Below are 21,063 nucleotides of genomic sequence, written 5' to 3'. Positions count from 1 at the left end.
TTCCCCATGCTGCCATTATCCGGCGGTGGGCATCGTTGTCTCTGCGGAGGTCAGCTATGAGAACCCAGCCAAACAGCGCCAGTCGGGCGATTACCGACTACTTCAATAGCCCAGCCTGGCATGCACCGCATGAGAGCGACATGTTAGCGGCGATTATGCGCGAACTGATGGATGACGGACAGCCTGCCACCAGCAAAGCGATTATTGCGCGCGTGATTGATAAGCTGGAATTTGAAGGGGATGAACAGCAGCTGCAAAGCTATCGCAACTTACTGGCAAAACTGCTGGAATCGGGGCCGCAGAACTAGCGGCCCACGCCATTATTTTACCGTACGCAGATGGTCGGCTTCGCTGACAAACGCCTTACCGCTTTGACGCTGGTACAGGCAGAGTTCGCGCCCGACCTGGTTCTTCATATGTTTTTGCGGATAGCGACCTTCCAGCAGTAGCGCATCAAAGCCCACGCTATCGTCATACTGAATCGGCTTGCCCACCACTTTCACTGACTTCAGGCCGCTGGCCTTGAGACAGCTTTGCTGCATGTTCTTGTCGTTTTGCTGCCACGCCGCTTCGCTCGATGCCTGCGCCAGCGGGCTTAACATCAGCGTTAACAGCAGCAATTTTGCACTCTTTCTCATCATCACTCCTCTATCAGCCTTATAGGCCGAAAGATAAAAAAATTCCCGCCGAAGCGGGAAGAAATAAGACGAGCATTGCATATTCGAGAGTGACGAGGAAATCTCCGTAGTGCGCAGTTATCCTCGCCCGGCGCTGTGACAGCCAGATGACAATGCAATGTCGTTTTAGTGTTATCCGCAGTACACCCGGGAAATCTTACCGCTTTGATCCGCCGCGAAATTCACCCGACGCAGATTGAAATCCATCGTTACCGCTGAATTCCACGGAATGGCGCGCACCGGTACCGCGAAGCGTTTGCTGTCGAGCGTTGATAATGGCTGACCAACGTAGTTTTGATATTGCGATGCGCCGCACTGATCGGTTTCCGGATCGTGGCTGGCAGCAGCGCTGGTGTCAGGTTTGCTGGCGGACTGGCAGGCGCTGAGGGCAAATAAGGCCGTTACCAGTAGCGCTTTTCCATAATGGGTCACAAGTTTCTCCTCCTGGATTAATAGACAACCGGTTTTTGAGAGTAGCAAAGCGTGACCGTGAAGCGGAAATATTTACAGCAGATTGGTCGCATAAATTCCCTTTAGAGCACGATCTTCCTCTCAAAAGTTAGGATTAATCGCACGCACTGTCTAAACATCACGCGTCGGAACACTACAATTAACTAAGAATTTTCTTAGTTAGGAGGCGTTATGGAACTGGTGATTTTTGTTGGCTTTGCGGCGCTGATGACGTTTGTTGCGATCAGAGTGCGTTAATAAGCCACCGCACATTTCGTAGCGGCGCGATTTATCGCGCAATGAATTGCGCCGCTACAATGTGTGCAAAATTAATTGACGGTTTCCTCTTCCTGCAACCGCGCATTAAACGCCGCCAGCGGCATAGGCCGCCCCAGGAAATACCCCTGCCCTTCCTCGCACGACAGCGCTTTAAGCTCTTTCAGCTGTGCTTCGGTTTCAATCCCTTCTGCGGTAATGGTCAGCGCAAACGCGCGTGCCAGACCGACAATACCCGCGACCACCGATTGCGCCTGCTGCGATTCCGGGAACTCCTTCATCCATGAACGATCGATCTTCAGACCGTTGAACGGGAAGGTTTTCAGATAACCCAACGCCGCATAGCCGGTACCAAAATCATCCACCGTCAGCCGCACGCCAAGCGTGCGCAGGCCTTGCATGATCTCCAGTGCGCGATCAGGATTTTCAAAAGTGACGTTTTCAGTGATCTCCAGTTCCAGCCGCGTGGCCGGTAATCCACTCACCTCCAGCGCATGCGCCACGCGCTGCACCAGATCGTTATTACGAAACTCAACCGGCGAAATGTTGACGGAAACATAGCGCTGCTCGCCCCAGTCGCGGGCGTCCACGCAAGCGCGCATCAGCACCCAATCGCTGATCGCCGCAATCAGGCCATTCTCTTCCGCTAACGGAATAAAGCGATCGGGCGTGATCCATTGATCGTCGGCTATCTGCCAGCGAATCAGCGCTTCCGCACCGGCCAGTTGCCCACTTTGTAGCTGATAGCGCGGCTGATAATGCAGCGTGAAGGCGTGATTGTGCAGCGCAGCTTCAATCGCCTGCACCATGTCGCGTTTTGACTGCAGATGGTTGGCCATATCGCTGGAGTACCACACCCACTGATCGCGTCCGGCACTGCGCGCCTGAGCCAACGCAATATCGGCCAGGCGTAACAGCGCTTCCGGATGCGCCGCATCCTGCGGTGCCGAAACGATGCCCATGCTGGCGGTAAGGCTGATCTGATGCGAGCCGCTGATGATCGGTTGATGCACCATGCGCTGCAGCGCACGACAGCGATATTCGACGCCAGCGCGCGTACTTTCGCGCAGCAGCAAAATAAAGGCATCGCCGCCGAGTCGGGCCGCCAGTTCATTCGGTGCCAGCAGGCTTTTCAGCCGTTTTGAGATCTCATTCAGCACCTCATCACCAACCGCGTGGCCCCACGTATCGTTGATCGGTTTGAACTGATCGAGATCGAAACTGATGACAAACAGCGGATCATTCTCGCTAACGCTCTCCAGATACGCAGTTAAATACTCCTGCAGCTGCATGCGGTTCGCGAGGCCAGTCAGCATGTCATGACGTGACAGAAACTGAATGCGCGCTTCAGCGTCCACTTCGTGAGTGATATCCGATACCGTGCCGCGAAATCCCGAGCGCAGGCCGTTACGCCGAATGGCTTTCGCCATTAACTGCCCAATGCGTCGCTCGCCATTCGCCGACATAAACTGGCAGCGCAACGGCACATGCTGCACCTCTTCGCCCTGACGCATCAGCCACGAGACCAGTGAATGGCTGGGATGACTCAGCAGTTGATCGAGCGGACGCCCCATCCAGCTTTTCACTTCATGGCCGGTAACCGCCGCAAAGCGTGAGGAGAGATAGCAGAGACGGCCCTGATCGTCGATTTCCCAGATCCAGTCCGAGGCTGCTTCAGCCAGATCGCGAAAACGCTCTTCGCTGTTGGCTAATTCACGCTGACTGATCGCTAGCATTTCAAAGCGCCGATCGGAGATCACCGCATTATGCAGCGCATGACGCAGCACGCGACGCGTCACCAGCGCCACCGCCAGCGCGGTGAACAGCAGCAGCGGCATCATCAGCCAGATCACGCCGAAGCCTGGATTTTTTGGCTGCCAGCGCAGCACCAGCGGTTCGCCCTGCAGCACCGGCTCCACCAGCCGAGGTTCAAACAGCGCATCGTTTAAACCGCTGGCGATACGCGGCTCAATCACATTCAGGGATTTGCCCAACGCTTGCAGTTTGTCTGGGCTAAAAATGTTAACGAACACCATCACCGAAGCGGGGCCGGGAATAGTGGGCAAATCCGGCACTTTGCCCGGCGTAATCGGCGCGGCTACCAAAATGGCCGGATGGTTCTCCACCTTGGCATTGCGTGCCACGGCATCATGCAGCGTACGTGCTGTGCTCACTAAAAGGTCACTTTGTGCACCTAACCAGCTTTCTAACGTGACATCGGTTAATTTGCCGCGAATCACCGCGTAACGGGTTTTTCCCTTGCCATCCACCACGAACACGCCATCGTAGTGATACTCCTTGTAGAGCCCCGGACCAAAGTTCTCTTCATCCCACGCCCAAACCTTATTGACCGTCAGATGCAGATTTTTCCAGCCTTCGCCCCAGTTTGCATAATCGCGCGCATCGACGATCATCTCCTGCTGCTGTTGCTGCCACGCCTGACGCAGCAAATTGGCATCCTGCTGGATGGCGTCGATATTTTGTCGATGGGCGATAACCAGCACCATCACTACCGAGAGAAGCAGCACGCCAAACAGCAGCGAGGACAAGGTGCGCAGGCTGCGCCGCGTTACCCGTACCGTGTGTGCTTCCATGTTGGCCCTGGCGGCCAGTGCCGCGTGCCGGTGAAACTCAGAATTCATGCGCAATGCTCGCGAAATACAGGCAGCAAAAAAGGCGGATGACAACGCAGACTGCGCACATCTCCACCCTGTAAGGGTTTGAAAGGTTATCGGCCCCGAGTGCCGCAGATTTAGTCTTGTTGGTGGAATATTTGAGCAGCGCAAATGTGCAGCACGCCACCTCGACAGCGATGATCGGCGTTGCTACTATGCGCTCTCCTCTGCTCGCTGAGTCGCCTATGGACACCCAATCCGACAAAGTTACGTTGACGCTGTTTTACGTTGGTAGCTTTGTGGTCTATTACCTTGTGACCATGTTGGTTACGCTGTTTCCCAATTACGGGATGCTGCGCACCAACGGCTTGCTGATGCCGGTGCTTTGCCTGGTGGAGTTTGCGGTGATCTATCCGCTGTACCGTTTTTACTGCCAGCGTCGCAGCGACATTCCGCTGGGGTATGTGCGCCCAATACAGGCGCTGCTGTTTATCGGTTTGCTGTTTGCATTGATGGTGGCGCAGACGCAGTTTCTGCAACCGGAAGGCTGGCTGATTGCGCAATCGCAGCAGGGACGCAGCTCGATGCTGATTCTGCTGCTCACCGCTGTATTGCTGGCGCCGGTGTTTGAAGAAGTGCTGTTCCGCGGATTTTTACTGCAAGGTTTTCTGCTGTGGGCGCCGAGAAGTCGTTTTGCCTGCATGCTGCTCACTTCCCTGCTGTTCGCCGTGATGCACACTCAATATGTGCACTGGGAAACGCTGGTCGCCTTAACGCTGTTTTCCCTGCTGCTGTGCTATGCGCGTTTGCGCAGTAATAGTCTGGCGCTGCCGATTTTCCTGCACACGCTGAATAATTTGATCGCTATCCTGCCCGCCTGGTATTTCGCCTAATCGTACAAAAACAGCCATCCTGAGATGGCCGTGCACGATCCTCACACCTGCGTCAAACCGCCATCCACACAGATTTCTGCGCCTGCAATGTAGCTGCTCTCGTCACTGGCGAGGAACAGCGCGACGTTGGCCACTTCTTCGGGGTTGCCCATTCTGCTGAGCGGAATAGTGCTGGTGATGCCGTTGCGCACCTCTTCAGAAGCCGCCTGCATCATATCGGTATCGATCGGGCCGGGCGCCACCACGTTAATGCGGATGCCGCGCGCAGAGAGCTCGCGCGTCCAGGTGCGGGCAAAGGATCGCAGCGCGGCTTTGCTGGCGCTGTAGACGCCGTAACCCTGAGTGCCAATCACATCGGCAATTGAACCAATCAATACCACGCTGGCGCCGGGCTTCAGCAGCGGCAATGCTGCCTGCAGGGCAAACACCGGCGAGCGCACATTAAGGCCGAAGATTTGGTCAAAATGCCCGGTGCTAATCTCATCAATGGTGGCGTACTCCGCCATGCCAGCGTTGATCACCAACACATCCAGCTGGCCGGATTCGCGCCTGATCGTCTCGATAATGCGCGTTAGTTCACTCTGTTGGCTCACATCGGCACGCAGCGGATGCGCGTTGCCGGTGATGCTGCTGCTGGCGGCCTGTAACTCTTCATCGCGGCGCGATGTAAACCAGGTTGTCGCGCCTTCACTGGCGAAACGCTGGCTGATCGCCAGACCAATTCCCTTTGCACCGCCCAGCACCACCGCCACTTTTTTATCCAGTCTGCTCATCTGCTCTCTCCTGTTTGGGTAGAAAGCCGATGGTATATATTTTATACTTAATAACAATTACGCACTTTGTTTATACCAGATATCGCGGAGTATATCGCCATGGCGGAGATCGACGGTAACAGCTTGAGAGATGTAGGAAAAACCCGGCCGGTGCTGGAGCACATCACCAATAAATGGTCGATTTTAATTCTCACCGTGCTTTGTACTAAGCCGTCGCGTTTTAACGAGATTCGTCGTCGGTTGGATGGCATCACCCACAAAGCGTTGGCGGATGCGTTAAAGCGGCTGGAGCGCAATGGGCTGGTGAATCGTGAAGTGTTAAACACAGCGCCAATCGGTATGGAATACAGCCTGACGCCGCTGGCGCAGACGCTGCAACAACCGTTTATCGCGCTGTATGACTGGGCGCTGGAGCATGGTCCATCACTGGAACGTGCGCAGGAAGAGTACGATCGCACCCACGCAGATGAGCCCGCGTAGGGTCGCCATTCATGGCGACCGCTGGCAAAAAAATTACGCTTGTTCCGCTTCGAAATGGTTTTTGAACTGTTCGTAGATCGAAATCATGTTAGAAGCATCACCCTGCAGCGGGCTCAGTTTTCCGGCGCGCACCAGTTCAATCACCAGCTGCAAGGCGGCTTGTTTTGGGTTGCTGGCTGGCTGGGCAATTTCGTTCGACATGTTAATTCACTCATCGTTTTTATCAGGGCCGCATAGTTTAGCCCAGATTGAGCTACGGTTGCGCGCCGCGATGCGTATAATCTTACAAGCCGGACACGAAAGCCGCTCAGGGTGATAATTGACTCTCAACGCGTTTAGCTATACTGGATCAAAAAAAGGGAACGACCAGCCACACATTCCGTACCAGCGAGAAGGTGTTAAAGGAGTCTGATTATGCTGATTGGTTTTGTTTTGTTAGTGAGCGCGTGTGGGCATGATGCCTGTGATGCCTTACCGGTTTCAGAGCGTATCTATCCGACCAAAGTGGCCTGTGAGCAAATGGCCGACCGCATCCATAAAGTCCGGCCAAACGTGGTCTTACTTTGTGGCGAAGTGCACCGTTAATTCGGTGCCAGTTTTATTACAGTCGCGCAAATATTAGCCAAACGGCATTGCAAGAATGGGTTGTAGCGTTCAAAATATAAGCTGCTTTTCACTATCACCGTTGTGAATCCAATGAAAACATCTCGCCCCCGTCGTCCAAACGGACGCTGGGTTTACTACATTTTGTATGATGGCATTCTCTGGCCCTGCCCCGTACGTTGGGAATGGGAGAGCGGCTTCGGCGGCTGGCTGCCATTCTATTTCTCGCCCACTTTTGAGTTCGTGGCGGGCGATCCACGCAAGGCCTATCGCATTGCGCGCAGCAGCGTGCGTAACGTACGCCAGACAGACGGTGAGTTCGCCTGATTGATTAGCCAATCTGCCATGGGAACCACGACGCCGTGAGCAGATAATGCAGTAACTCCAGTACCAAAATCACCATCACTAACACACCAAGCTTGTGACTGCTGATCCACTCCTTCATCCCCATATCATCGCCGCCCAGCGAATCAGCATCAGCGCCCCGCAGATGCACAACAGCACCACGATCATTTTCCAGTGTTTGGTTGCAGCCAGTTTTTTTGCCACGCATCCTCCAGACGACAGAAAGCAACGATGCGCCCTAAGGCGCACCGTTGATTCTAACGCTGGTCACCCATTTGGGCGATTATTTATTCAGCGTGTAGTCGAGCGTGATTTCAGCATTCAGTACCTGAGATACCGGGCAGCCCGCTTTGGCTTTCTGGATAATCTCATCAAACTTCGCCTCATCAATACCCGGCAAGACGATGGCGCTGGTCAGTGCGATTTTAGTAATGGCAAAACCGTCGCCCTTTTTATCCAGCGACACATCAGCGGTGGTATCAATGCTTGTTGGCGGATGCCCTTCATTGCCCAACATCAATGACAACGCCATGGAGAAGCAAGCGGCATGCGCGGCACCAATCAGCTCTTCCGGGTTGGTACCCTTCTCGCCTTCAAAACGGGTATTGAAACCATAAGGTTGATTGTTCAACACGCCGCTTTCGGTACTTACCTTACCTTTGCCTTTAATGTCGCCTTCCCAATGGGCCGATCCTTTCTTATGAATGGTCATGTCATTCCTCCTGTTGTGTTCGACAGGTACTGAGTATAGACAACATGACTCATTCTGCTGGATTAGCTCACCGCGCGAGGACGTGCCGGACTCAAGCCCGCCTCGCTCAACAGCGCGTTAGCCTGCACCAGCGAAGCCTGGGTAATCTCTTTGATCGATTTCGCGCCGGTCAGCGTCATCGCCACTTTCATCTCTTTCTCAATCAAATTGAGCAGATTTTCGACGCCGCGCTGACCGTGCGTTGCCAGCGCATAGACAAACGCGCGTCCCAGCAGCACGCTGTCAGCGCCGAGGGAGATCATGCGCACCACATCCAACCCGCTGCGAATGCCGCTGTCGGCGAGAATCGTGATATCGCCTTTTACCGCATCGGCAATCGCTGGCAACGCGCGCGCCGACGACAGCACGCCATCCAGCTGACGCCCGCCGTGATTCGACACCACAATGCCATCGGCACCAAAACGCACCGCATCGCGCGCATCTTCCGCGTCAAGAATGCCTTTGATAACCATCGGGCCATCCCAGAATTCACGAATCCACTCCAGATCTTTCCAGGAAATTGACGGGTCGAAGTTGTTCGCCAGCCAGCCAATGTAATCTTCCAGCCCGGTCGGTTTGCCGAGATAAGTGGAGATATTGCCGAGATCGTGCGGACGCCCATGTAAACCGACGTCCCACGCCCATTGCGGATGCGTTGCCGCCTGCCAGTAACGACGCAGCGGCGCATTTGGGCCGCTCATGCCGGAGTGCGCATCACGATAGCGTGCGCCCGGCGTCGGCATATCGACGGTGAACACCAGCGTGGTACAGCCGGCGGCTTTGGCGCGCTCCAGTGCATTGCGCATAAAGCCACGATCGCGCAGCACATAGAGCTGGAACCACATCGGACGATTTATTGCCGGTGCCACTTCTTCTATTGGGCAAACTGACACGGTGGAAAGCGTAAACGGAATCCCTTTCAGCGCCGCCGCGCGCGCCGCCTGCACTTCACCGCGTCGCGCATACATGCCGCATAAGCCGACCGGCGCTAATGCCACCGGCATCGATAGAGTTTCGTTGAACAGTTTGGTCTCAAGACTCAACTCCGACATGTTTTTCAACACGCGCTGGCGCAGCGCCACGTCGGAGAGATCGGCGACATTGCGCTTCAGCGTGTGCTCGGCGTAGGCGCCGCCATCCAGATAGTGAAACAAGAACGGTGGCAAGATGCGTTGCGCCGCGGCGCGATAGTCACTGGCAGCAGAAATGATCATCCCTTATTTTCCTTGTGCTGAGGTCATTGGTGGCCCGGCAGACGCGTAATGCGCGCCTGGCGCGCCTCATCTTCATGCAGGGTTTTCATGGTGGTGTGAACAAAACCGAGGTGATCCATCGCCGCCTGGCGCGCCGCTTCCGCGTCACCGGTCATCACCGCATCAAATATCGCCTGATGCTGTTCGTTAAGACGATTGAAAATCACCGGATGGGTATACATGCGCTGGCGGCTGTGCAGCACCGAAGATTGCAGCAGAGCGAAAAAGCCGCGCATGGTCTGCAGCAGCACCACGTTGTGCGAGGCTTCGGCGATGGCGAGGTGAAAACGCAGATCGGCCTGCGCCGCGAGATCGGCATCGTCGCTGTGCTTAATCTTCAGCAGCGCATCAAAGGCTAAGCTCAGCTTCTCTTTGTCCGATTCGGTGGCGCGCAACGCCGCATGCCACGCGGTGCTGGCTTCTATCGCGTGGCGCGCTTCAAGGATGTCATAACGATAATCGGGATCCTCCGCCAGCAGCTGGCGAATCGGCTCAACGATGCGCTGTTCCGACCATGGCTGCTGCGGCTGACGTAGCCAGGTGCCGCCGCCGCGTTTACTGATTAACACGCCGCTGCTGATCAGTTGCTGGATCGCCTCGCGCAGTGACGAACGCGACGAACCGAACTCCGCCGCCAGCGCGCGTTCGGACGGCAAGCGCATGCCCGGCTCCAGCTGGTGCTCTGTGATCCAGGCGCAGAGCCGCGCCCGCAGCGTGTTTTCGGTCATCGCATTATCCTGTGTGAAGCACGCCCGCCACGCTAAATTGGTAGGACCAAAATGCAGCGTGGCGGGCTTCGTGGAGGAGAATGGTTAATGCTTTGTTATTTCGATGCAACGAAACAGGCAGGATTTTTCATGTTATGTGACGACGCGGCCACAATTGCGCAATGCGGTAGGACCAATTACACCGTAGTCCGACCAAAGGCCCGACCATAACTGCGTGGGTGAAAGCGCAGATTCAGCACGATCAGTCCGACGGTCACCGCCGTCTGCATTAGCCAGACGCTGGAGAAACTGTGGGTCAACGCCTGCAGTTGACCGGCGATAAACGGCATGCAACCCGCGATGATAAAACCTGCGCCCTGCATAAACGCCACCAGCCGCGCACCGGCCTGCGGATGCGGCAGGTGATCGAGCGCCAGCACCATCGCCAGCGGAAACGCCGCGCCCAGTCCAAATCCGGCAATTGCCGCCCACAGCCACGGCGCGAACAGCGGGGCAAACAGAAAACCGCTCATACCGATCAGCTGGCAAACCAGGCTGATAATCAGCTGCGGACGCCGATCCGCCTTGCGTGCCAGCAGCGGCATCAGCAGCGCACCCGCAACCTGGCACAGAATCATCGCGCCAAGCAGCGACCCGCCAGCCTGCGCCGACCAGCCAAGATGATGATAAGCATCCGGCAGCCAGGCAACACAGGTGGCGTAACCGCCGTTCACCAGGCCAAAACTGATCGCCAGCGTCCAGGCGCGCGGCGTGCGCCACAGCGACGGCAGCGCAACATTTTCCGTGCTGGCAGCGGTTGGCACGCGCACATACAACCATAATCCAATCGCCAGCAGCACCGGCAGCGCCCAGCCGGTCAGCGCCAGCGACCAGCCAAAATGATCGCTGAGCCACGGCGATAACGCCGCCCCCAAACCGCCGCCGCCCATCAACGCGCCTGCCCACAATCCGGTGACTGGCGCGCTGCGCTGCGCAAAGCGCTGACGAATCAGGCCCGGCATCGCCATCTGCACCACGCCCACGCCGAGCCCGCCAAACAAGGCGCTAACCACCAGCCAACTGCCGCTGTGGATCACGCCACGCGCCGCCAGCGCCAGCAGCAGCAGCGTCAATCCGGCCAGCAGTAAGCGTTGCAGCGGCACACGCTGCATCAGCGAAGCGCTCAGCAGCGCGACCGCGCCCATCATCACCATCGGTACCGCAGGCAGCAGCGAGGCCGCCAGTGAAGAGAGTCCCATTGCCTGGCGAAGCTGGCCGAGTAATGGACTAATAGAAGTGAGTAACGGTCGCATATTCAGCCCAGCCAACACCAAAGCGCCGAGCGTTAATCCGTCATAATGTCGATTCATACACAATCCTGCTGCAAAGAGGTTGTCAGCATCGCAGCAGTGGTTACTATTTGGAAATGAAATAACACCATAACGACCAGTGGAAAAATGAATCGTCAGCCGATGTTTACCCCGCAGCAACTGCTGAGTTTTGTCGCAGTGTGCGAAACCGCCAGCTTTACCCGCGCCGCCGATCGTGTGCATCTATCGCAATCCACCGTCAGCCAGCAGGTACGTCGGCTGGAAGAAATGATTGGCAAACCGCTGCTGCAGCGCACGTCGCATCAGGTGGCGCTCACTGAAGAGGGCGAGAAACTGCTGGGCTATGCGCGCCGCATCATCGCGCTGAACGGAGAAGCGCATGATGTGCTGAGCGATAAATGGCGTGACGGCGTGCTGCGCCTCGGCGTGCCGGAAGATTTCGCCGCGCCAACCGCCGGTTTGCTGGCCGAATTTAGCCGCGAACATCCGCAACTGCGCCTCGATGTGATGAGCGGCATGTATGTCGATCTGCATCGCGCCTGGCAGCGCGAGGAGCTCGATATCATGCTGATCAAGCAGCCGGGCGGCGAACGTCCGCTGGCTGCGCGCCCCGAACCGCTGCTGTGGCTGGACAGCGCCGCACATCCCTGTTTTGAGCAAACGCCGGTGCCGCTGGTGGTATTCCCGCAGCTCGGTTTGTATCGCGAAGAGATGGCGCAGACGCTGGATAGCCTTGGCCGCAGCTGGCGCATCAGCTACAGCAGCTCCAGTTTGGTGGCGCTCGCCAGCGCCAGCGCCGCCGGATTAGGCTTAACGCTGCTGCCCGCCAGCTGCCGCTTGCCTGAACATCGCGTATTAGGCGAAGCCGATGGTTTACCCAGCATCAACCATTTTGAACTGGCGCTGTTTTGCCGTGCGCCGCAGGACGATCTGCAGCAGGCGTTAGCCGCCGCGCTGGTGACCTTTTGCCAGTTGCAATGGCAGTGATTTTTCCACTGCTAACCAGTGGCAAATATCGCAGCGCGCTGCGTTGAGTTTTGCCAGATTAAGCGTTTCTCATTTGATGGAACCTCTGATGCAACTGACCTCTCCCAGCCGTCGCGAATTCCTTAGCCTGACCGCCGCCGGTAGCTTGCTGGCCGCCGGCATCAGCTACGCTGCGCCCGCTTCACCGCTGCTCGCCAACAGCACGCAGCCGCACACGCCGCCACCGCGCGTTGCCCACTATCAACTGCTCAATGTCCGTCTCGAAGAGGGCTTTGAGCGCGACGGTAAAGAGGTGATTGCCACGCGTACCGCGCTGTACGACATCACTATCAAAGACGGCACTTTCGCGGCAATTGATGCCGCAGGCAAAGCGCGCAACGCCGCCTTGCCACAATGGGACGCCAACGGCGCCCTGCTGCTGCCGCGCACCCGCGACATGCATATCCATCTCGACAAAACCTTTTACGGTGGCCCGTGGGAAGCACCGCGTCCGCGTCAGGGTAAAACCATTATGGATATGATTGCGCGCGAACAGGTGCTGATCCCGCAACTGCTGCCGACCTCGCAGGCGCGTGCCGAAGCGATCATTGGTTTGCTGCACAGCAAAGGCACCACCGAAGCGCGCAGCCACTGCAATATCGATCCGGTCAGCGGCCTGAAAAGCCTTGAGCACCTCAAGCTGGCGCTGGCGAATCATCCGGAATTTCCGTGTGAAATCGTTGCCTTCCCGCAGCACGGTTTGCTGCACTCGAAGGTCGATGGCTTGATGCGCGAAGCGATGCAGATGGGCGTGCAGTTTGTCGGCGGACTCGATCCCACCAACGTGGATGGCGCGATGCAGGCATCGCTGGATGCAATGTTCCAGATCGCCCTCGATTTCCAGCGCGGCGTGGATATCCATCTGCATGAAACCTCGCCATCCGGCGTGGCGGCGATTCAGTACATGATCGATACCATCGCGAAAAATCCGCAGCTGAAGGGCAAAGTGACGCTGAGCCACGGATTTGCGCTTGGCACGCTGGAAGGCAAAGCGCTGGATCAGATGATTGCCGGCATGGCCGAGCAGCAGATGAGCGTGGCCTCGACCATTCCGATTGGCAAACTGACCATGCCGCTGCCGCAGTTGCAGGCGGCGGGCATCACGGTGATGACTGGCACCGACAGCGTGATCGATCACTGGTCACCGTTTGGCACCGGCAGCATGCTGGAAAAAGCCAACTTGTACGCGCAGCTGTATCGCGGTTCCGATGAGTTCGGCTTGAGCCGCGCGCTGCATATCGCCACCGGCGGGATTTTGCCGCTGTCGAATCAGGGCGAACGCCAATGGCCGAAGGTCGACGATGAAGCCAGCATGATGCTGGTCGATGCCAGCTGCTCCGCCGAAGCCGTCGCCCGCATCTCCCCGATACGCGCCACCTTCCACCGCGGATTACCCGTGTTCAGTGCGTAAGCCGAAAAACGCACATTCCCGTAGCGGCGCGATTTATCGCGCGTCTTAATGGCGGCATCGCGCCCTTCACGACATGGCGCAATAAATTGCGCCGCTACGATGATATGCAGCTTGTGGCTAAAGGCACCAACAAAAAAGCCTCCGTAAGGAGGCTTTACGTACGACATAAACAGGGCGGCATGCGCACACCCGATGAGTGCTGGATTTTACGAAAGCATCTGAATCGCCAGCGCGTACAGCCGCTGGTTTTCATCGTCACTGACAGGCTCTTCTTCCGCATAACAGGCAATCATGGAACTCACTTTATCCGAGGATAAGGTTTCTCCATGCACATGCAGCGTTAACACGGCGCGGCCGACGATTTTCAGAATGTCTTCGTTTTGTCCCTGGACAGAATGACTCAAAATGACCTCTGAAATATTATGGGTTTTTAATAATTAGCCAAATGGCGCGCTAAATATAAAGCAAATCAGCCATTCGTTTTAATCAGAATTTTACCTAACCGCAGCCATTCATTAGCGAGACACCTCTAAAAAGGGTGCCAAAAAGCGTGATAACAGTTGTTTCATCACGCTAATTCTCCCTTTTCGTTAAAGATGTCTTTTTTTAACGCAACTTCTCATGATTAAATCAACCTTAAAAGCATTAGAACTTCGCACCATTGAATGCCTAAAAAAGAGACAAGTCTGGTATAACGCTAACTGATTTCAGGCAGGAACCAGCGGCGCTTTTGCCATTGCCGATCACGCCCCTTTCTGCCAGACTGACCGCCGCAATCCTACCCGCAATTAGAGACTTTCCCGTGACTGCTTTTTCTACCCTGACGCAACTGCCCGCCAGCCAACTCGATAACCTGCGCGAGATGGGTTTCGACGCCATGACGCCGATTCAGGCCGCTTCCCTGCCCGCTATTCTGGAAGGGCGCGATGTGCGTGCGCAGGCGAAAACCGGCAGTGGTAAAACCGCCGCCTTTGGCGTGGGTTTGCTGAATCGCATTGATAACAGCCAGTTCCACACTCAGGCGCTGATTCTGTGCCCGACGCGTGAACTGGCCGATCAGGTCAGCAACGTGCTGCGCCAGCTGGCGCGTTTTACCCGCAATATCAAAATTCTGACGCTGTGCGGCGGCCAGCCAATGAGCGCGCAGCGCGATTCCTTAGTGCATGCGCCTCACATTGTGGTCGGCACGCCGGGCCGTTTGCTCGATCATCTGAAGCGCGACAACCTCGATCTCAGCCAGCTGCAAACGCTGGTGCTGGATGAAGCGGACCGCATGCTGGAGATGGGCTTCCGCGACGATATGGAAGCGATCATTGGCTTTACGCCGGAAACGCGCCAGACGCTGCTGTTCTCTGCGACCTGGCCGGATACCATCGCCAGCCTTAGCCAGCGTTTTCAACGCGATGCGCTGGCGGTCGCCACCGAAGACAAAACCGAGTTACCGACCATCGAGCAGCAGTTTATTGAAGCCAGCGCCAAAGAGCGTCATAGCCTGCTCGGCGCGCTGCTCAGTCAGCAGCAACCGGCCTCCTGCGTAGTGTTCTGTAACACCAAGCGCGAATGTGACGACGTTGCCGCCGCGTTGAATGAACGTGATATCAGTGCGTTAGCGCTGCATGGCGATCTCGAGCAGCGCGATCGTGAGCGCGTGCTGATTCGCTTCGCCAACGGCAGCATCCGCGTATTGATTGCCACCGATGTCGCTGCACGCGGTCTGGATATCAAGTCGCTGGCGCTGGTGGTGAATTTCCAGCTGGCGTGGGATCCGGAAGTGCACATTCACCGTATTGGCCGTACCGGTCGCGCCGGTGAAAAAGGTCTGGCGGTGAGCTTTGTCGCCCCCGACGAAATGGTGCGCGCCAATGCGCTGGAAGAGTATCTGCAGCAGAAGCTCAACTGGGTTTCCTCCAGCACGCTGAAAGGCACCGGCGCCAAATCGCTGCCAGCAACCAAAATGACGTTGTGCATTGATGGTGGCCGCAAAGCCAAAATCCGTCCCGGCGATATTCTGGGTGCATTGACCGGTGAAGCCGGTTTCAGCGGCGATCAGATCGGCAAGATCGATATGACTGCGACGCACGCCTATGTGGCTATCGACGCCGCTCAGGCTAAGAAAGCGCTGATCAAGCTGAAAGAGGGCAAGATCAAAGGCAAAAGCGTGCGCGCCATTCTGTTGAAGTAAATCTTACCCGCGTGAGGGCGATCGCCCTCACGCTAAAATTTCCGTTATCTCCCCTTCATTTTTTTTCTCTTCTGCCGATAAGTTAATCATGGCGATATTGCCCTGCCCTTTACCCAGCCCAGATCTGCTCCGAGGCCATGATGGATAATTTTCAGAAAGAGATCGATGAACGCGCCAACCTTGCGCTTTCCAATAAATTCGAACTGCTGTTGTTCCGACTGGGTTCCGATCAGCTGAAAGGCAAATCTGAGCTGTACGGCATCAACGTGTTTAAACTGCGTGAAATCGTGCCGATGCCAACCATCACCCGCGCCGCGGGCATGCAATCGCCGCTGCTCGGCATGGCGAGTATTCGCGGCCAGTTTATTCCGGTTATCGATCTGCCTGCCGTGACCGGCTGCAAACCGGAAACCGGACTTAACCTGCTGCTGGTGACCGAATATGCACGCAGCACCCAGGCGTTTGCCGTGGAATCGGTGGAGAACATTGTGCGTCTCGACTGGAGCCAGGTGCATACCGCTGAAGCGGGCATCGGCAGCCGCAACATCACCAGCATTGCCTGTCTGGATACCGATGGTCAGAGCAACAATCTGGCGATGGTGCTGGACGTTGAGCAGATTCTGTATGACATCATTCCTTCGGTGCGCGGCGTTGAGCCGAGCGCAGAGACCGCCAAAGACTTCAATCTGAAGCCAGGTCAGGTGGCGATTGTGGCGGAAGATTCCAAAGTGGCGCGTCAGCTGCTGGAGCAAGGCCTGAAAAGCATGGGCATCCCGGCGATTATGCATAACACCGGTTTGGAAGCCTGGATCAAAATTAACGAGATGCAGAAAGAAGCGGCAGCCAACGGTGAGTCGATCCACGACAAAATCGCACTGGTGCTGACCGATCTCGAAATGCCGGAAATGGATGGCTTTACCTTAACGCGCAACATCAAGCGCGATAACAACCTGCGCCAGATTCCGGTGGTGATCCACTCGTCGCTCTCCGGCAGCGCCAACGAAGATCACGTGCGTAAAGTCGGCGCCGATGGTTACGTGGCGAAGTTCGAAATCAACGAGCTGTCGAATGTCATTCACGGCGTGCTGAAAAAGCCGCGTTAATTACCATATCCAGGTGCGCATAAATGCGCACCTTACGAAAACCCTGCCCATATGTCGTAGGGTCGCCATTTATGGCGACCGCAAAACCCTTCACGTTTAGATCCAACAAAAAATCAACTTCAATACCATTAACCTTTCTGTGACGTACCTCTAAAAAATTAAAGTTAAAACATTAACAACCGATAACTGATAGCGCTTGCGCCGGTGCTGCCATACCAGTTTTGTCACGCTGCGCAACGATTTTCATCTTACAAAACATCAACCTGATGCGGGCGCCTTGCCTGCTTGTCCGTCTTGAAAACATCAATTTTTGGCATTACGGGGAGATCCAATGTTGAGCTTAAAAAATATGAAGGTCGGCGTCCGTCTGGGCATCGCCTTTGGTTTAGTGGTGGCACTGTTGGTCATCGTCGGCGTCACGTCGATTACCAAAATCAATAACATCAAAACCGGCATTACCTCGATCGTTGAAGATCGCTATATGAAAGTACGCCTCGGCTTTGACGTGCGTGACGGCGTGAACGAACAGATCAAATATCTGCGTGGCATCGTAATTGATACCACGCGCCCGCAATTCAACGAAAAACGCTACCAGCAATTGGCGGACGCCACCGATAAAACCAACAGCGCGATGAATAAAATCAAAGCGGTGCAGGTGACTGAAGTGGGTAAAAAGAAGATTGCCGGTCTGTTAGCCGCCAGCGACAAGTTTGAAGCCGAGAAGAAAGAGCTGCTGGATCTGGTACGTGCGGGCGATGCTGATGCCGCCAGCGCCTATGTGCTGAAATCCATTACCAGCACGCAGAATGCCTTTCTCGATAGCGCCGTGGCATTTGCTAACTCGCAGTCACAGCAGTTGGAGCAGGAAGGCGCACGAATTATTGATAACGGCTCATCAGCCATTGAGATGACGCTGATCTTCTCCGCCATCGCCATTGCGGCCGCCATCGTGCTCGGTTTTATGCTGACGCGTTCGATTGTGCGTCCGCTGAATGAAGCGGTGGAAATCGCCGGGAAAGTGGCGGCAGGCGATCTGAGTTCACATATAGAAGTGAGCGGTAAAGATGAAACGGCGGTGCTGATGCAGGCGCTGCAGGCGATGAACGACAACTTGCTGACCATCGTTTCCGATGTACGCGCCGGTTCCGATACCATCGCCGTGGCATCAAATCAGATCTCCAGCGGCAACATCGATCTTTCGTCGCGTACCGAACAGCAGGCCAGCTCGCTGGAAGAGACCGCTTCAGCGATGGAACAGATGACCGCCACCGTCAAGCACAACGCCGAGAACGCGCGTGAAGCCAATCAGCTGGTGGCCAATACCTCCAACGTGGCGAAGCAAGGCGGTGTGGTGATGGAACAGGTGATCGAGAAGATGGAAGCGATTACGCTCTCTTCGAAGAAGATCGTCGATATTATCAGCGTGATCGACTCCATTGCTTTCCAGACCAACATTCTTTCTCTTAACGCCGCCGTCGAAGCCGCACGCGCCGGTGAACAAGGCCGTGGTTTCGCCGTGGTGGCCACCGAAGTGCGTAATCTGGCGGCGCGTTCGGCGTCTGCGGCGAAAGAGATTAAGGTGTTGATCGAAGATTCTGTGGCGCAGGTTGATGAAGGTAGCCGTCTGGTGACGCACGCCGGTTCAACCATTGGTGAAGTGGTTAACAGCGTGAAAAGCGTGGCGGATATCATGAGCGAAATCACCATTGCCAGCAGCGAGCAGAGCAGCGGGATTAGCGAGATCAACTCGGCGATTACGCAGATGGAAGCGGTGACGCAGCAGAATGCCGCGTTGGTGCAGGAAGCCTCAGCGGCGTCGCAGGCGTTGCAGGAACAGGCCGATCGTCTGGCGCAGTCGATGAGTGTGTTTAAAACGGCGGCGGTGTAAAGATAAACAGGTCGCCATGAATGGCGTAATGCTTGTCAGATAAGCAGCGCGCTGACATCGCAGGGGTTCCGCCCGCTAAGCATCTGGCAGTTTCAGAATGCGTGAAGCAGGCGGCCGGGCTAAGGTCCGAAGGCGCGGACCTTAGCAATCCGCGCCTTGCGCCGTCCTCGCTGTTCCCTCGCTTATCCCTCCGGCCTGACGGACCGCTCGGATTCGCCTTCCTGGCTCATGCCGCGCTTTCGCCGACGTCCTGTCGGCTCATCCTGGCCGTCACTCTGCGCTCGGCGCTGCGGATGGCGCCCCACACCGCCGCCTGCGATGACATTGCCCAAAATGGTTTTTCGTCGGGTGCGCATTCATGCGTACCAGGTCGCCATGAATGGCGACCCTACGGGATTTATAGCGATTTTGAGTTAAGAATAGGCACGGCTGCTGCAGCGACGGTGTTGAGGCGACATCCCAAACCGCTGAGCGAATGAGGGATTCCAGGGCGAGCCGCATGGATGCGGCGAGAGGTGGCGCTGAGCAAGAGCGAATCGACACCGGTCCGTCAGGAATCGTGAATGAGTGAAGGTACCGCGCAGCGGCGGGTTGGGCTGGCGCAAGGCCCGGGAGTGCAGAGGGCGCGGCCAGGCGCTCTCTGCTCGGTCGCCGCACGAAGGTGCTGCAACTGCCTCAGCACATGGCGAACGAAAGTCGCTCAATGCTTAACTGAGCGCCATGAATGGCGACCCTACAATGCTAACTCACCAGCGACCAGGCAATCGACGAAATCGCCAGCACGCCGACAATCACCACAAACACGTTACTGATCTTCCCGCTGTACTGACGCATCGCCGGCACTTTCTGGATGGCGTACATCGGCATCAGGAACAGAATCATCGCAATGATCGGCCCGCCCAGCGTTTCAATCATGCCCAGAATACTGGGGTTCAGCGTCGCCACCAGCCAGGTGGTCAGCAGCATAAACGCGGTGGTCAGGCGATTCAGGCGCTGCGGCGTGACGGTTTTTCCGCGACTACGCAGTGACTTCACCACCATGCCGTTAAAACCTTCACGCGCTCCCAGATAATGCCCAAGGAATGATTTGGTGATCGCTACCATCGCAACAATCGGCCCCATCCACGCAATCATCGGCACATTAAAGTGGTTGGCTAAGTAAGACAGAATGGTGATGTTCTGATCTTTCGCCGCCTGCAGATCGGCGGGCGACAGGCTCAGCACGCAGCTGAAGACAAAGAACATCACCGTCACTACCATCAGTAGATGGGCGTTTGCCAGAATGCGCGAACACTTCTTCTCCGCGCCTGTGCCGTACTCATCGCGCTTAGCCACGGCAAAAGAGGAGATGATCGGCGAATGGTTAAAGGAGAACACCATCACCGGAATCGCCAGCCATAGCGTCATTAGAATGCCGTGGCCGCTTACATTCGCGTTTAACGATAACGTTTCCAGCGCCGCGCCATGCCAGTGCGGCACCAGATAAGCCGCCAGCAGCATCAGCACCGCCACAAACGGGAACACCAGAATGCTCATCGCTTTCACAATCATCTGCTCGCCAAAGCGCACCACCGTCATCATGCCGATGATCAGAATCAGCGACAGCAGCACACGCGGCGGCGAAACCAGCCCCAGCTGATGCACGATAAAGCTATCGACGGTATTGGTGATCGCCACGCTGTACATCAGCAGGATCGGATAGATGGCAAAGAAGTAGAGCAAAGTGATGACCTTGCCAGCGCCCACGCCGAAGTGCTCTTCCACCACTTCGGTGATGTCTTCGCCGGGATTTTTACCGGAGAGTACAAAGCGCGTTAACGCGCGGTGCGCGTAATAGGTCATCGGGAAGGCAAGAATCGCCATGATAATCAGCGGAATCAGCCCGCCTGCACCGGCGTTAATCGGCAGAAAAAGCACGCCCGCACCAATCGCCGTACCGTACAGACCCAGCATCCACACGGTATCACTCTTACGCCAGCCCTTAGCCGCCGTCTCAACGGTGCCAAGCGTACCGGTTTGTGAGTTGTCCATCTGTCTCTCCAGAATTTCAAGCTTTATCAACACGCAGCCACAAGGATGGCTGCTAATCATGGCAGGCTGCTCCGCCCGGCCGGAACGCAAAGGATGACGCTTCATGAGATGAAATTCACGCATCCTGATGTTTTACGCCGCACTAAATGCACGAAACATGCGCGCAATCGATTGCATGGGGCGCTATTTGACATGAGACGCGGGATGAGTGCAAGAAGGAGAAACGGAGAGTGTGCAGAAAGACGTGCGGAGAGTGGAAAGGTGTGGC

The 21,063-nt window shown here is 56.2% G+C and carries 22 protein-coding genes; 10 read left to right on the top strand and 12 right to left on the bottom strand.

The features are described from left to right. Positions 1-56: 56 nt before the first annotated feature. The gene (locus ACXIZX_RS03845; RefSeq protein ID WP_008106027.1) at positions 57-308 is read left to right on the top strand and encodes a biofilm development regulator YmgB/AriR family protein; all 252 of its coding nucleotides are present in this window, start codon (positions 57-59) and stop codon (positions 306-308) included. A 12-nt stretch (positions 309-320) separates the two neighbouring features. On the opposite strand, the gene ACXIZX_RS03840 is transcribed toward ACXIZX_RS03845, so the two are convergent. From ACXIZX_RS03840 to ACXIZX_RS03830, 3 genes are all read right to left on the bottom strand, one after another. Then, positions 321-638, bottom strand: coding sequence for a hypothetical protein (locus ACXIZX_RS03840; protein ID WP_008106025.1), 318 nt, complete (start codon positions 636-638; stop codon positions 321-323). A gap of 171 nt (positions 639-809) precedes the next feature. After that, positions 810-1,109: an I78 family peptidase inhibitor gene (locus tag ACXIZX_RS03835; protein ID WP_179451736.1), complete on the bottom strand. Its 300-nt coding sequence runs from the start codon at positions 1,107-1,109 to the stop codon at positions 810-812. Between the two features lie 347 nt (positions 1,110-1,456). After that, the gene (locus ACXIZX_RS03830) at positions 1,457-4,045 is read right to left on the bottom strand and encodes a bifunctional diguanylate cyclase/phosphodiesterase (RefSeq protein WP_479403619.1); all 2,589 of its coding nucleotides are present in this window, start codon (positions 4,043-4,045) and stop codon (positions 1,457-1,459) included. A 218-nt stretch (positions 4,046-4,263) separates the two neighbouring features. On the opposite strand from ACXIZX_RS03830, the gene ACXIZX_RS03825 reads away from it, so the two are divergent. Next, positions 4,264-4,911 carry a lysostaphin resistance A-like protein gene (locus tag ACXIZX_RS03825; RefSeq protein WP_479403618.1) on the top strand — a complete coding sequence of 216 codons (648 nt, stop codon included), beginning with the start codon at positions 4,264-4,266 and terminating at the stop codon, positions 4,909-4,911. Positions 4,912-4,952: 41 nt separating this feature from the next. Here ACXIZX_RS03825 and ACXIZX_RS03820 read toward each other — a convergent pair whose 3' ends face one another. Further along, positions 4,953-5,684 (bottom strand): SDR family NAD(P)-dependent oxidoreductase, encoded by a 732-nt coding sequence (locus ACXIZX_RS03820; protein WP_479403617.1) that lies wholly within the window; start codon positions 5,682-5,684, stop codon positions 4,953-4,955. 99 nt (positions 5,685-5,783) lie between these two features. Here ACXIZX_RS03820 and ACXIZX_RS03815 point away from each other — a divergent pair, with 99 nt between their 5' ends. Further along, a complete protein-coding gene (locus tag ACXIZX_RS03815) occupies positions 5,784-6,164 on the top strand; it encodes a winged helix-turn-helix transcriptional regulator (RefSeq protein WP_479403616.1) in 381 nt (126 codons plus the stop codon). A 33-nt stretch (positions 6,165-6,197) separates the two neighbouring features. Here the strand turns inward: ACXIZX_RS03815 and ACXIZX_RS03810 are convergent, their stop codons facing one another. Further along, entirely contained in the window at positions 6,198-6,365 is a 168-nt protein-coding gene (locus tag ACXIZX_RS03810) for a hypothetical protein (protein WP_179451740.1), read from the bottom strand. A 213-nt stretch (positions 6,366-6,578) separates the two neighbouring features. Here ACXIZX_RS03810 and ACXIZX_RS03805 point away from each other — a divergent pair, with 213 nt between their 5' ends. Both ACXIZX_RS03805 and ACXIZX_RS03800 read left to right on the top strand, forming a co-directional pair. Continuing rightward, positions 6,579-6,749: a hypothetical protein gene (locus ACXIZX_RS03805; protein WP_007887091.1), complete on the top strand. Its 171-nt coding sequence runs from the start codon at positions 6,579-6,581 to the stop codon at positions 6,747-6,749. A 111-nt stretch (positions 6,750-6,860) separates the two neighbouring features. Continuing rightward, entirely contained in the window at positions 6,861-7,094 is a 234-nt protein-coding gene (locus tag ACXIZX_RS03800; RefSeq protein ID WP_008106011.1) for a hypothetical protein, read from the top strand. Positions 7,095-7,208: 114 nt separating this feature from the next. Here ACXIZX_RS03800 and yniD read toward each other — a convergent pair whose 3' ends face one another. From yniD to ACXIZX_RS03775, 5 genes are all read right to left on the bottom strand, one after another. Next, complete coding sequence (gene yniD, locus ACXIZX_RS03795) at positions 7,209-7,316, bottom strand: small membrane protein YniD (RefSeq protein ID WP_021507251.1); 108 nt, start codon at positions 7,314-7,316, stop codon at positions 7,209-7,211. A gap of 79 nt (positions 7,317-7,395) precedes the next feature. Next, the gene (locus ACXIZX_RS03790; protein WP_008106008.1) at positions 7,396-7,824 is read right to left on the bottom strand and encodes an OsmC family protein; all 429 of its coding nucleotides are present in this window, start codon (positions 7,822-7,824) and stop codon (positions 7,396-7,398) included. Between the two features lie 62 nt (positions 7,825-7,886). Beyond that, the gene (gene lldD / locus ACXIZX_RS03785; RefSeq protein WP_479403615.1) at positions 7,887-9,077 is read right to left on the bottom strand and encodes an FMN-dependent L-lactate dehydrogenase LldD; all 1,191 of its coding nucleotides are present in this window, start codon (positions 9,075-9,077) and stop codon (positions 7,887-7,889) included. Between the two features lie 23 nt (positions 9,078-9,100). Then, positions 9,101-9,844 (bottom strand): transcriptional regulator LldR, encoded by a 744-nt coding sequence (gene lldR / locus ACXIZX_RS03780; RefSeq protein ID WP_479403614.1) that lies wholly within the window; start codon positions 9,842-9,844, stop codon positions 9,101-9,103. Positions 9,845-10,020: 176 nt separating this feature from the next. Next, entirely contained in the window at positions 10,021-11,193 is a 1,173-nt protein-coding gene (locus ACXIZX_RS03775; RefSeq protein WP_479403613.1) for a cyanate transporter, read from the bottom strand. An 87-nt stretch (positions 11,194-11,280) separates the two neighbouring features. On the opposite strand from ACXIZX_RS03775, the gene ACXIZX_RS03770 reads away from it, so the two are divergent. Together ACXIZX_RS03770 and ACXIZX_RS03765 are read left to right on the top strand one after the other, a co-directional pair. After that, a complete protein-coding gene (locus ACXIZX_RS03770) occupies positions 11,281-12,141 on the top strand; it encodes a LysR family transcriptional regulator (protein ID WP_008105998.1) in 861 nt (286 codons plus the stop codon). Between the two features lie 88 nt (positions 12,142-12,229). Further along, the gene (locus ACXIZX_RS03765; RefSeq protein WP_479403612.1) at positions 12,230-13,591 is read left to right on the top strand and encodes an amidohydrolase family protein; all 1,362 of its coding nucleotides are present in this window, start codon (positions 12,230-12,232) and stop codon (positions 13,589-13,591) included. A gap of 206 nt (positions 13,592-13,797) precedes the next feature. On the opposite strand, the gene ACXIZX_RS03760 is transcribed toward ACXIZX_RS03765, so the two are convergent. Beyond that, positions 13,798-13,995: a hypothetical protein gene (locus ACXIZX_RS03760; protein WP_008105993.1), complete on the bottom strand. Its 198-nt coding sequence runs from the start codon at positions 13,993-13,995 to the stop codon at positions 13,798-13,800. 398 nt (positions 13,996-14,393) lie between these two features. Between ACXIZX_RS03760 and dbpA the strand changes: the two genes are divergently transcribed. The 3 genes from dbpA (at position 14,394) to ACXIZX_RS03745 (ending at position 18,764) form a co-directional block, all read left to right on the top strand. Beyond that, on the top strand, positions 14,394-15,773 hold the full coding sequence (gene dbpA / locus ACXIZX_RS03755; RefSeq protein WP_479403611.1) for an ATP-dependent RNA helicase DbpA: 1,380 nt from the start codon (positions 14,394-14,396) through the stop codon (positions 15,771-15,773). A 140-nt stretch (positions 15,774-15,913) separates the two neighbouring features. Continuing rightward, positions 15,914-16,876, top strand: a complete 963-nt coding sequence (locus ACXIZX_RS03750; RefSeq protein WP_008105989.1) for a chemotaxis protein — start codon at positions 15,914-15,916, stop codon at positions 16,874-16,876. A 331-nt stretch (positions 16,877-17,207) separates the two neighbouring features. Continuing rightward, positions 17,208-18,764: a methyl-accepting chemotaxis protein gene (locus tag ACXIZX_RS03745; RefSeq protein WP_008109601.1), complete on the top strand. Its 1,557-nt coding sequence runs from the start codon at positions 17,208-17,210 to the stop codon at positions 18,762-18,764. Between the two features lie 741 nt (positions 18,765-19,505). Here the strand turns inward: ACXIZX_RS03745 and ACXIZX_RS03740 are convergent. Next, the gene (locus tag ACXIZX_RS03740) at positions 19,506-20,795 is read right to left on the bottom strand and encodes an HAAAP family serine/threonine permease (RefSeq protein WP_479403610.1); all 1,290 of its coding nucleotides are present in this window, start codon (positions 20,793-20,795) and stop codon (positions 19,506-19,508) included. Positions 20,796-21,063 lie beyond the last annotated feature (268 nt).

The organism is Candidatus Pantoea symbiotica (genome assembly GCF_056491525.1).
This window is presented reverse-complemented; position numbering and strand designations above follow the sequence as displayed.

Bases quoted from the DNA above. Each gene is read 5' to 3' on its own strand.
- ACXIZX_RS03845 (WP_008106027.1), top strand. From the start codon at position 57: ATGAGAACCCAGCCAAACAGCGCCAGTCGGGCGATTACCGACTACTTC.
- ACXIZX_RS03840 (WP_008106025.1), bottom strand. From the start codon at position 638: ATGAGAAAGAGTGCAAAATTGCTGCTGTTAACGCTGATGTTAAGCCCG.
- ACXIZX_RS03830 (WP_479403619.1), bottom strand. From the start codon at position 4,045: ATGAATTCTGAGTTTCACCGGCACGCGGCACTGGCCGCCAGGGCCAAC.
- ACXIZX_RS03825 (WP_479403618.1), top strand. From the start codon at position 4,264: ATGGACACCCAATCCGACAAAGTTACGTTGACGCTGTTTTACGTTGGT.
- ACXIZX_RS03820 (WP_479403617.1), bottom strand. From the start codon at position 5,684: ATGAGCAGACTGGATAAAAAAGTGGCGGTGGTGCTGGGCGGTGCAAAG.
- ACXIZX_RS03815 (WP_479403616.1), top strand. From the start codon at position 5,784: ATGGCGGAGATCGACGGTAACAGCTTGAGAGATGTAGGAAAAACCCGG.
- ACXIZX_RS03810 (WP_179451740.1), bottom strand. From the start codon at position 6,365: ATGTCGAACGAAATTGCCCAGCCAGCCAGCAACCCAAAACAAGCCGCC.
- ACXIZX_RS03805 (WP_007887091.1), top strand. From the start codon at position 6,579: ATGCTGATTGGTTTTGTTTTGTTAGTGAGCGCGTGTGGGCATGATGCC.
- ACXIZX_RS03800 (WP_008106011.1), top strand. From the start codon at position 6,861: ATGAAAACATCTCGCCCCCGTCGTCCAAACGGACGCTGGGTTTACTAC.
- ACXIZX_RS03790 (WP_008106008.1), bottom strand. From the start codon at position 7,824: ATGACCATTCATAAGAAAGGATCGGCCCATTGGGAAGGCGACATTAAA.
- lldD (WP_479403615.1), bottom strand. From the start codon at position 9,077: ATGATCATTTCTGCTGCCAGTGACTATCGCGCCGCGGCGCAACGCATC.
- lldR (WP_479403614.1), bottom strand. From the start codon at position 9,844: ATGACCGAAAACACGCTGCGGGCGCGGCTCTGCGCCTGGATCACAGAG.
- ACXIZX_RS03775 (WP_479403613.1), bottom strand. From the start codon at position 11,193: ATGAATCGACATTATGACGGATTAACGCTCGGCGCTTTGGTGTTGGCT.
- ACXIZX_RS03770 (WP_008105998.1), top strand. From the start codon at position 11,281: ATGAATCGTCAGCCGATGTTTACCCCGCAGCAACTGCTGAGTTTTGTC.
- ACXIZX_RS03765 (WP_479403612.1), top strand. From the start codon at position 12,230: ATGCAACTGACCTCTCCCAGCCGTCGCGAATTCCTTAGCCTGACCGCC.
- ACXIZX_RS03750 (WP_008105989.1), top strand. From the start codon at position 15,914: ATGGATAATTTTCAGAAAGAGATCGATGAACGCGCCAACCTTGCGCTT.
- ACXIZX_RS03745 (WP_008109601.1), top strand. From the start codon at position 17,208: ATGTTGAGCTTAAAAAATATGAAGGTCGGCGTCCGTCTGGGCATCGCC.
- ACXIZX_RS03740 (WP_479403610.1), bottom strand. From the start codon at position 20,795: ATGGACAACTCACAAACCGGTACGCTTGGCACCGTTGAGACGGCGGCT.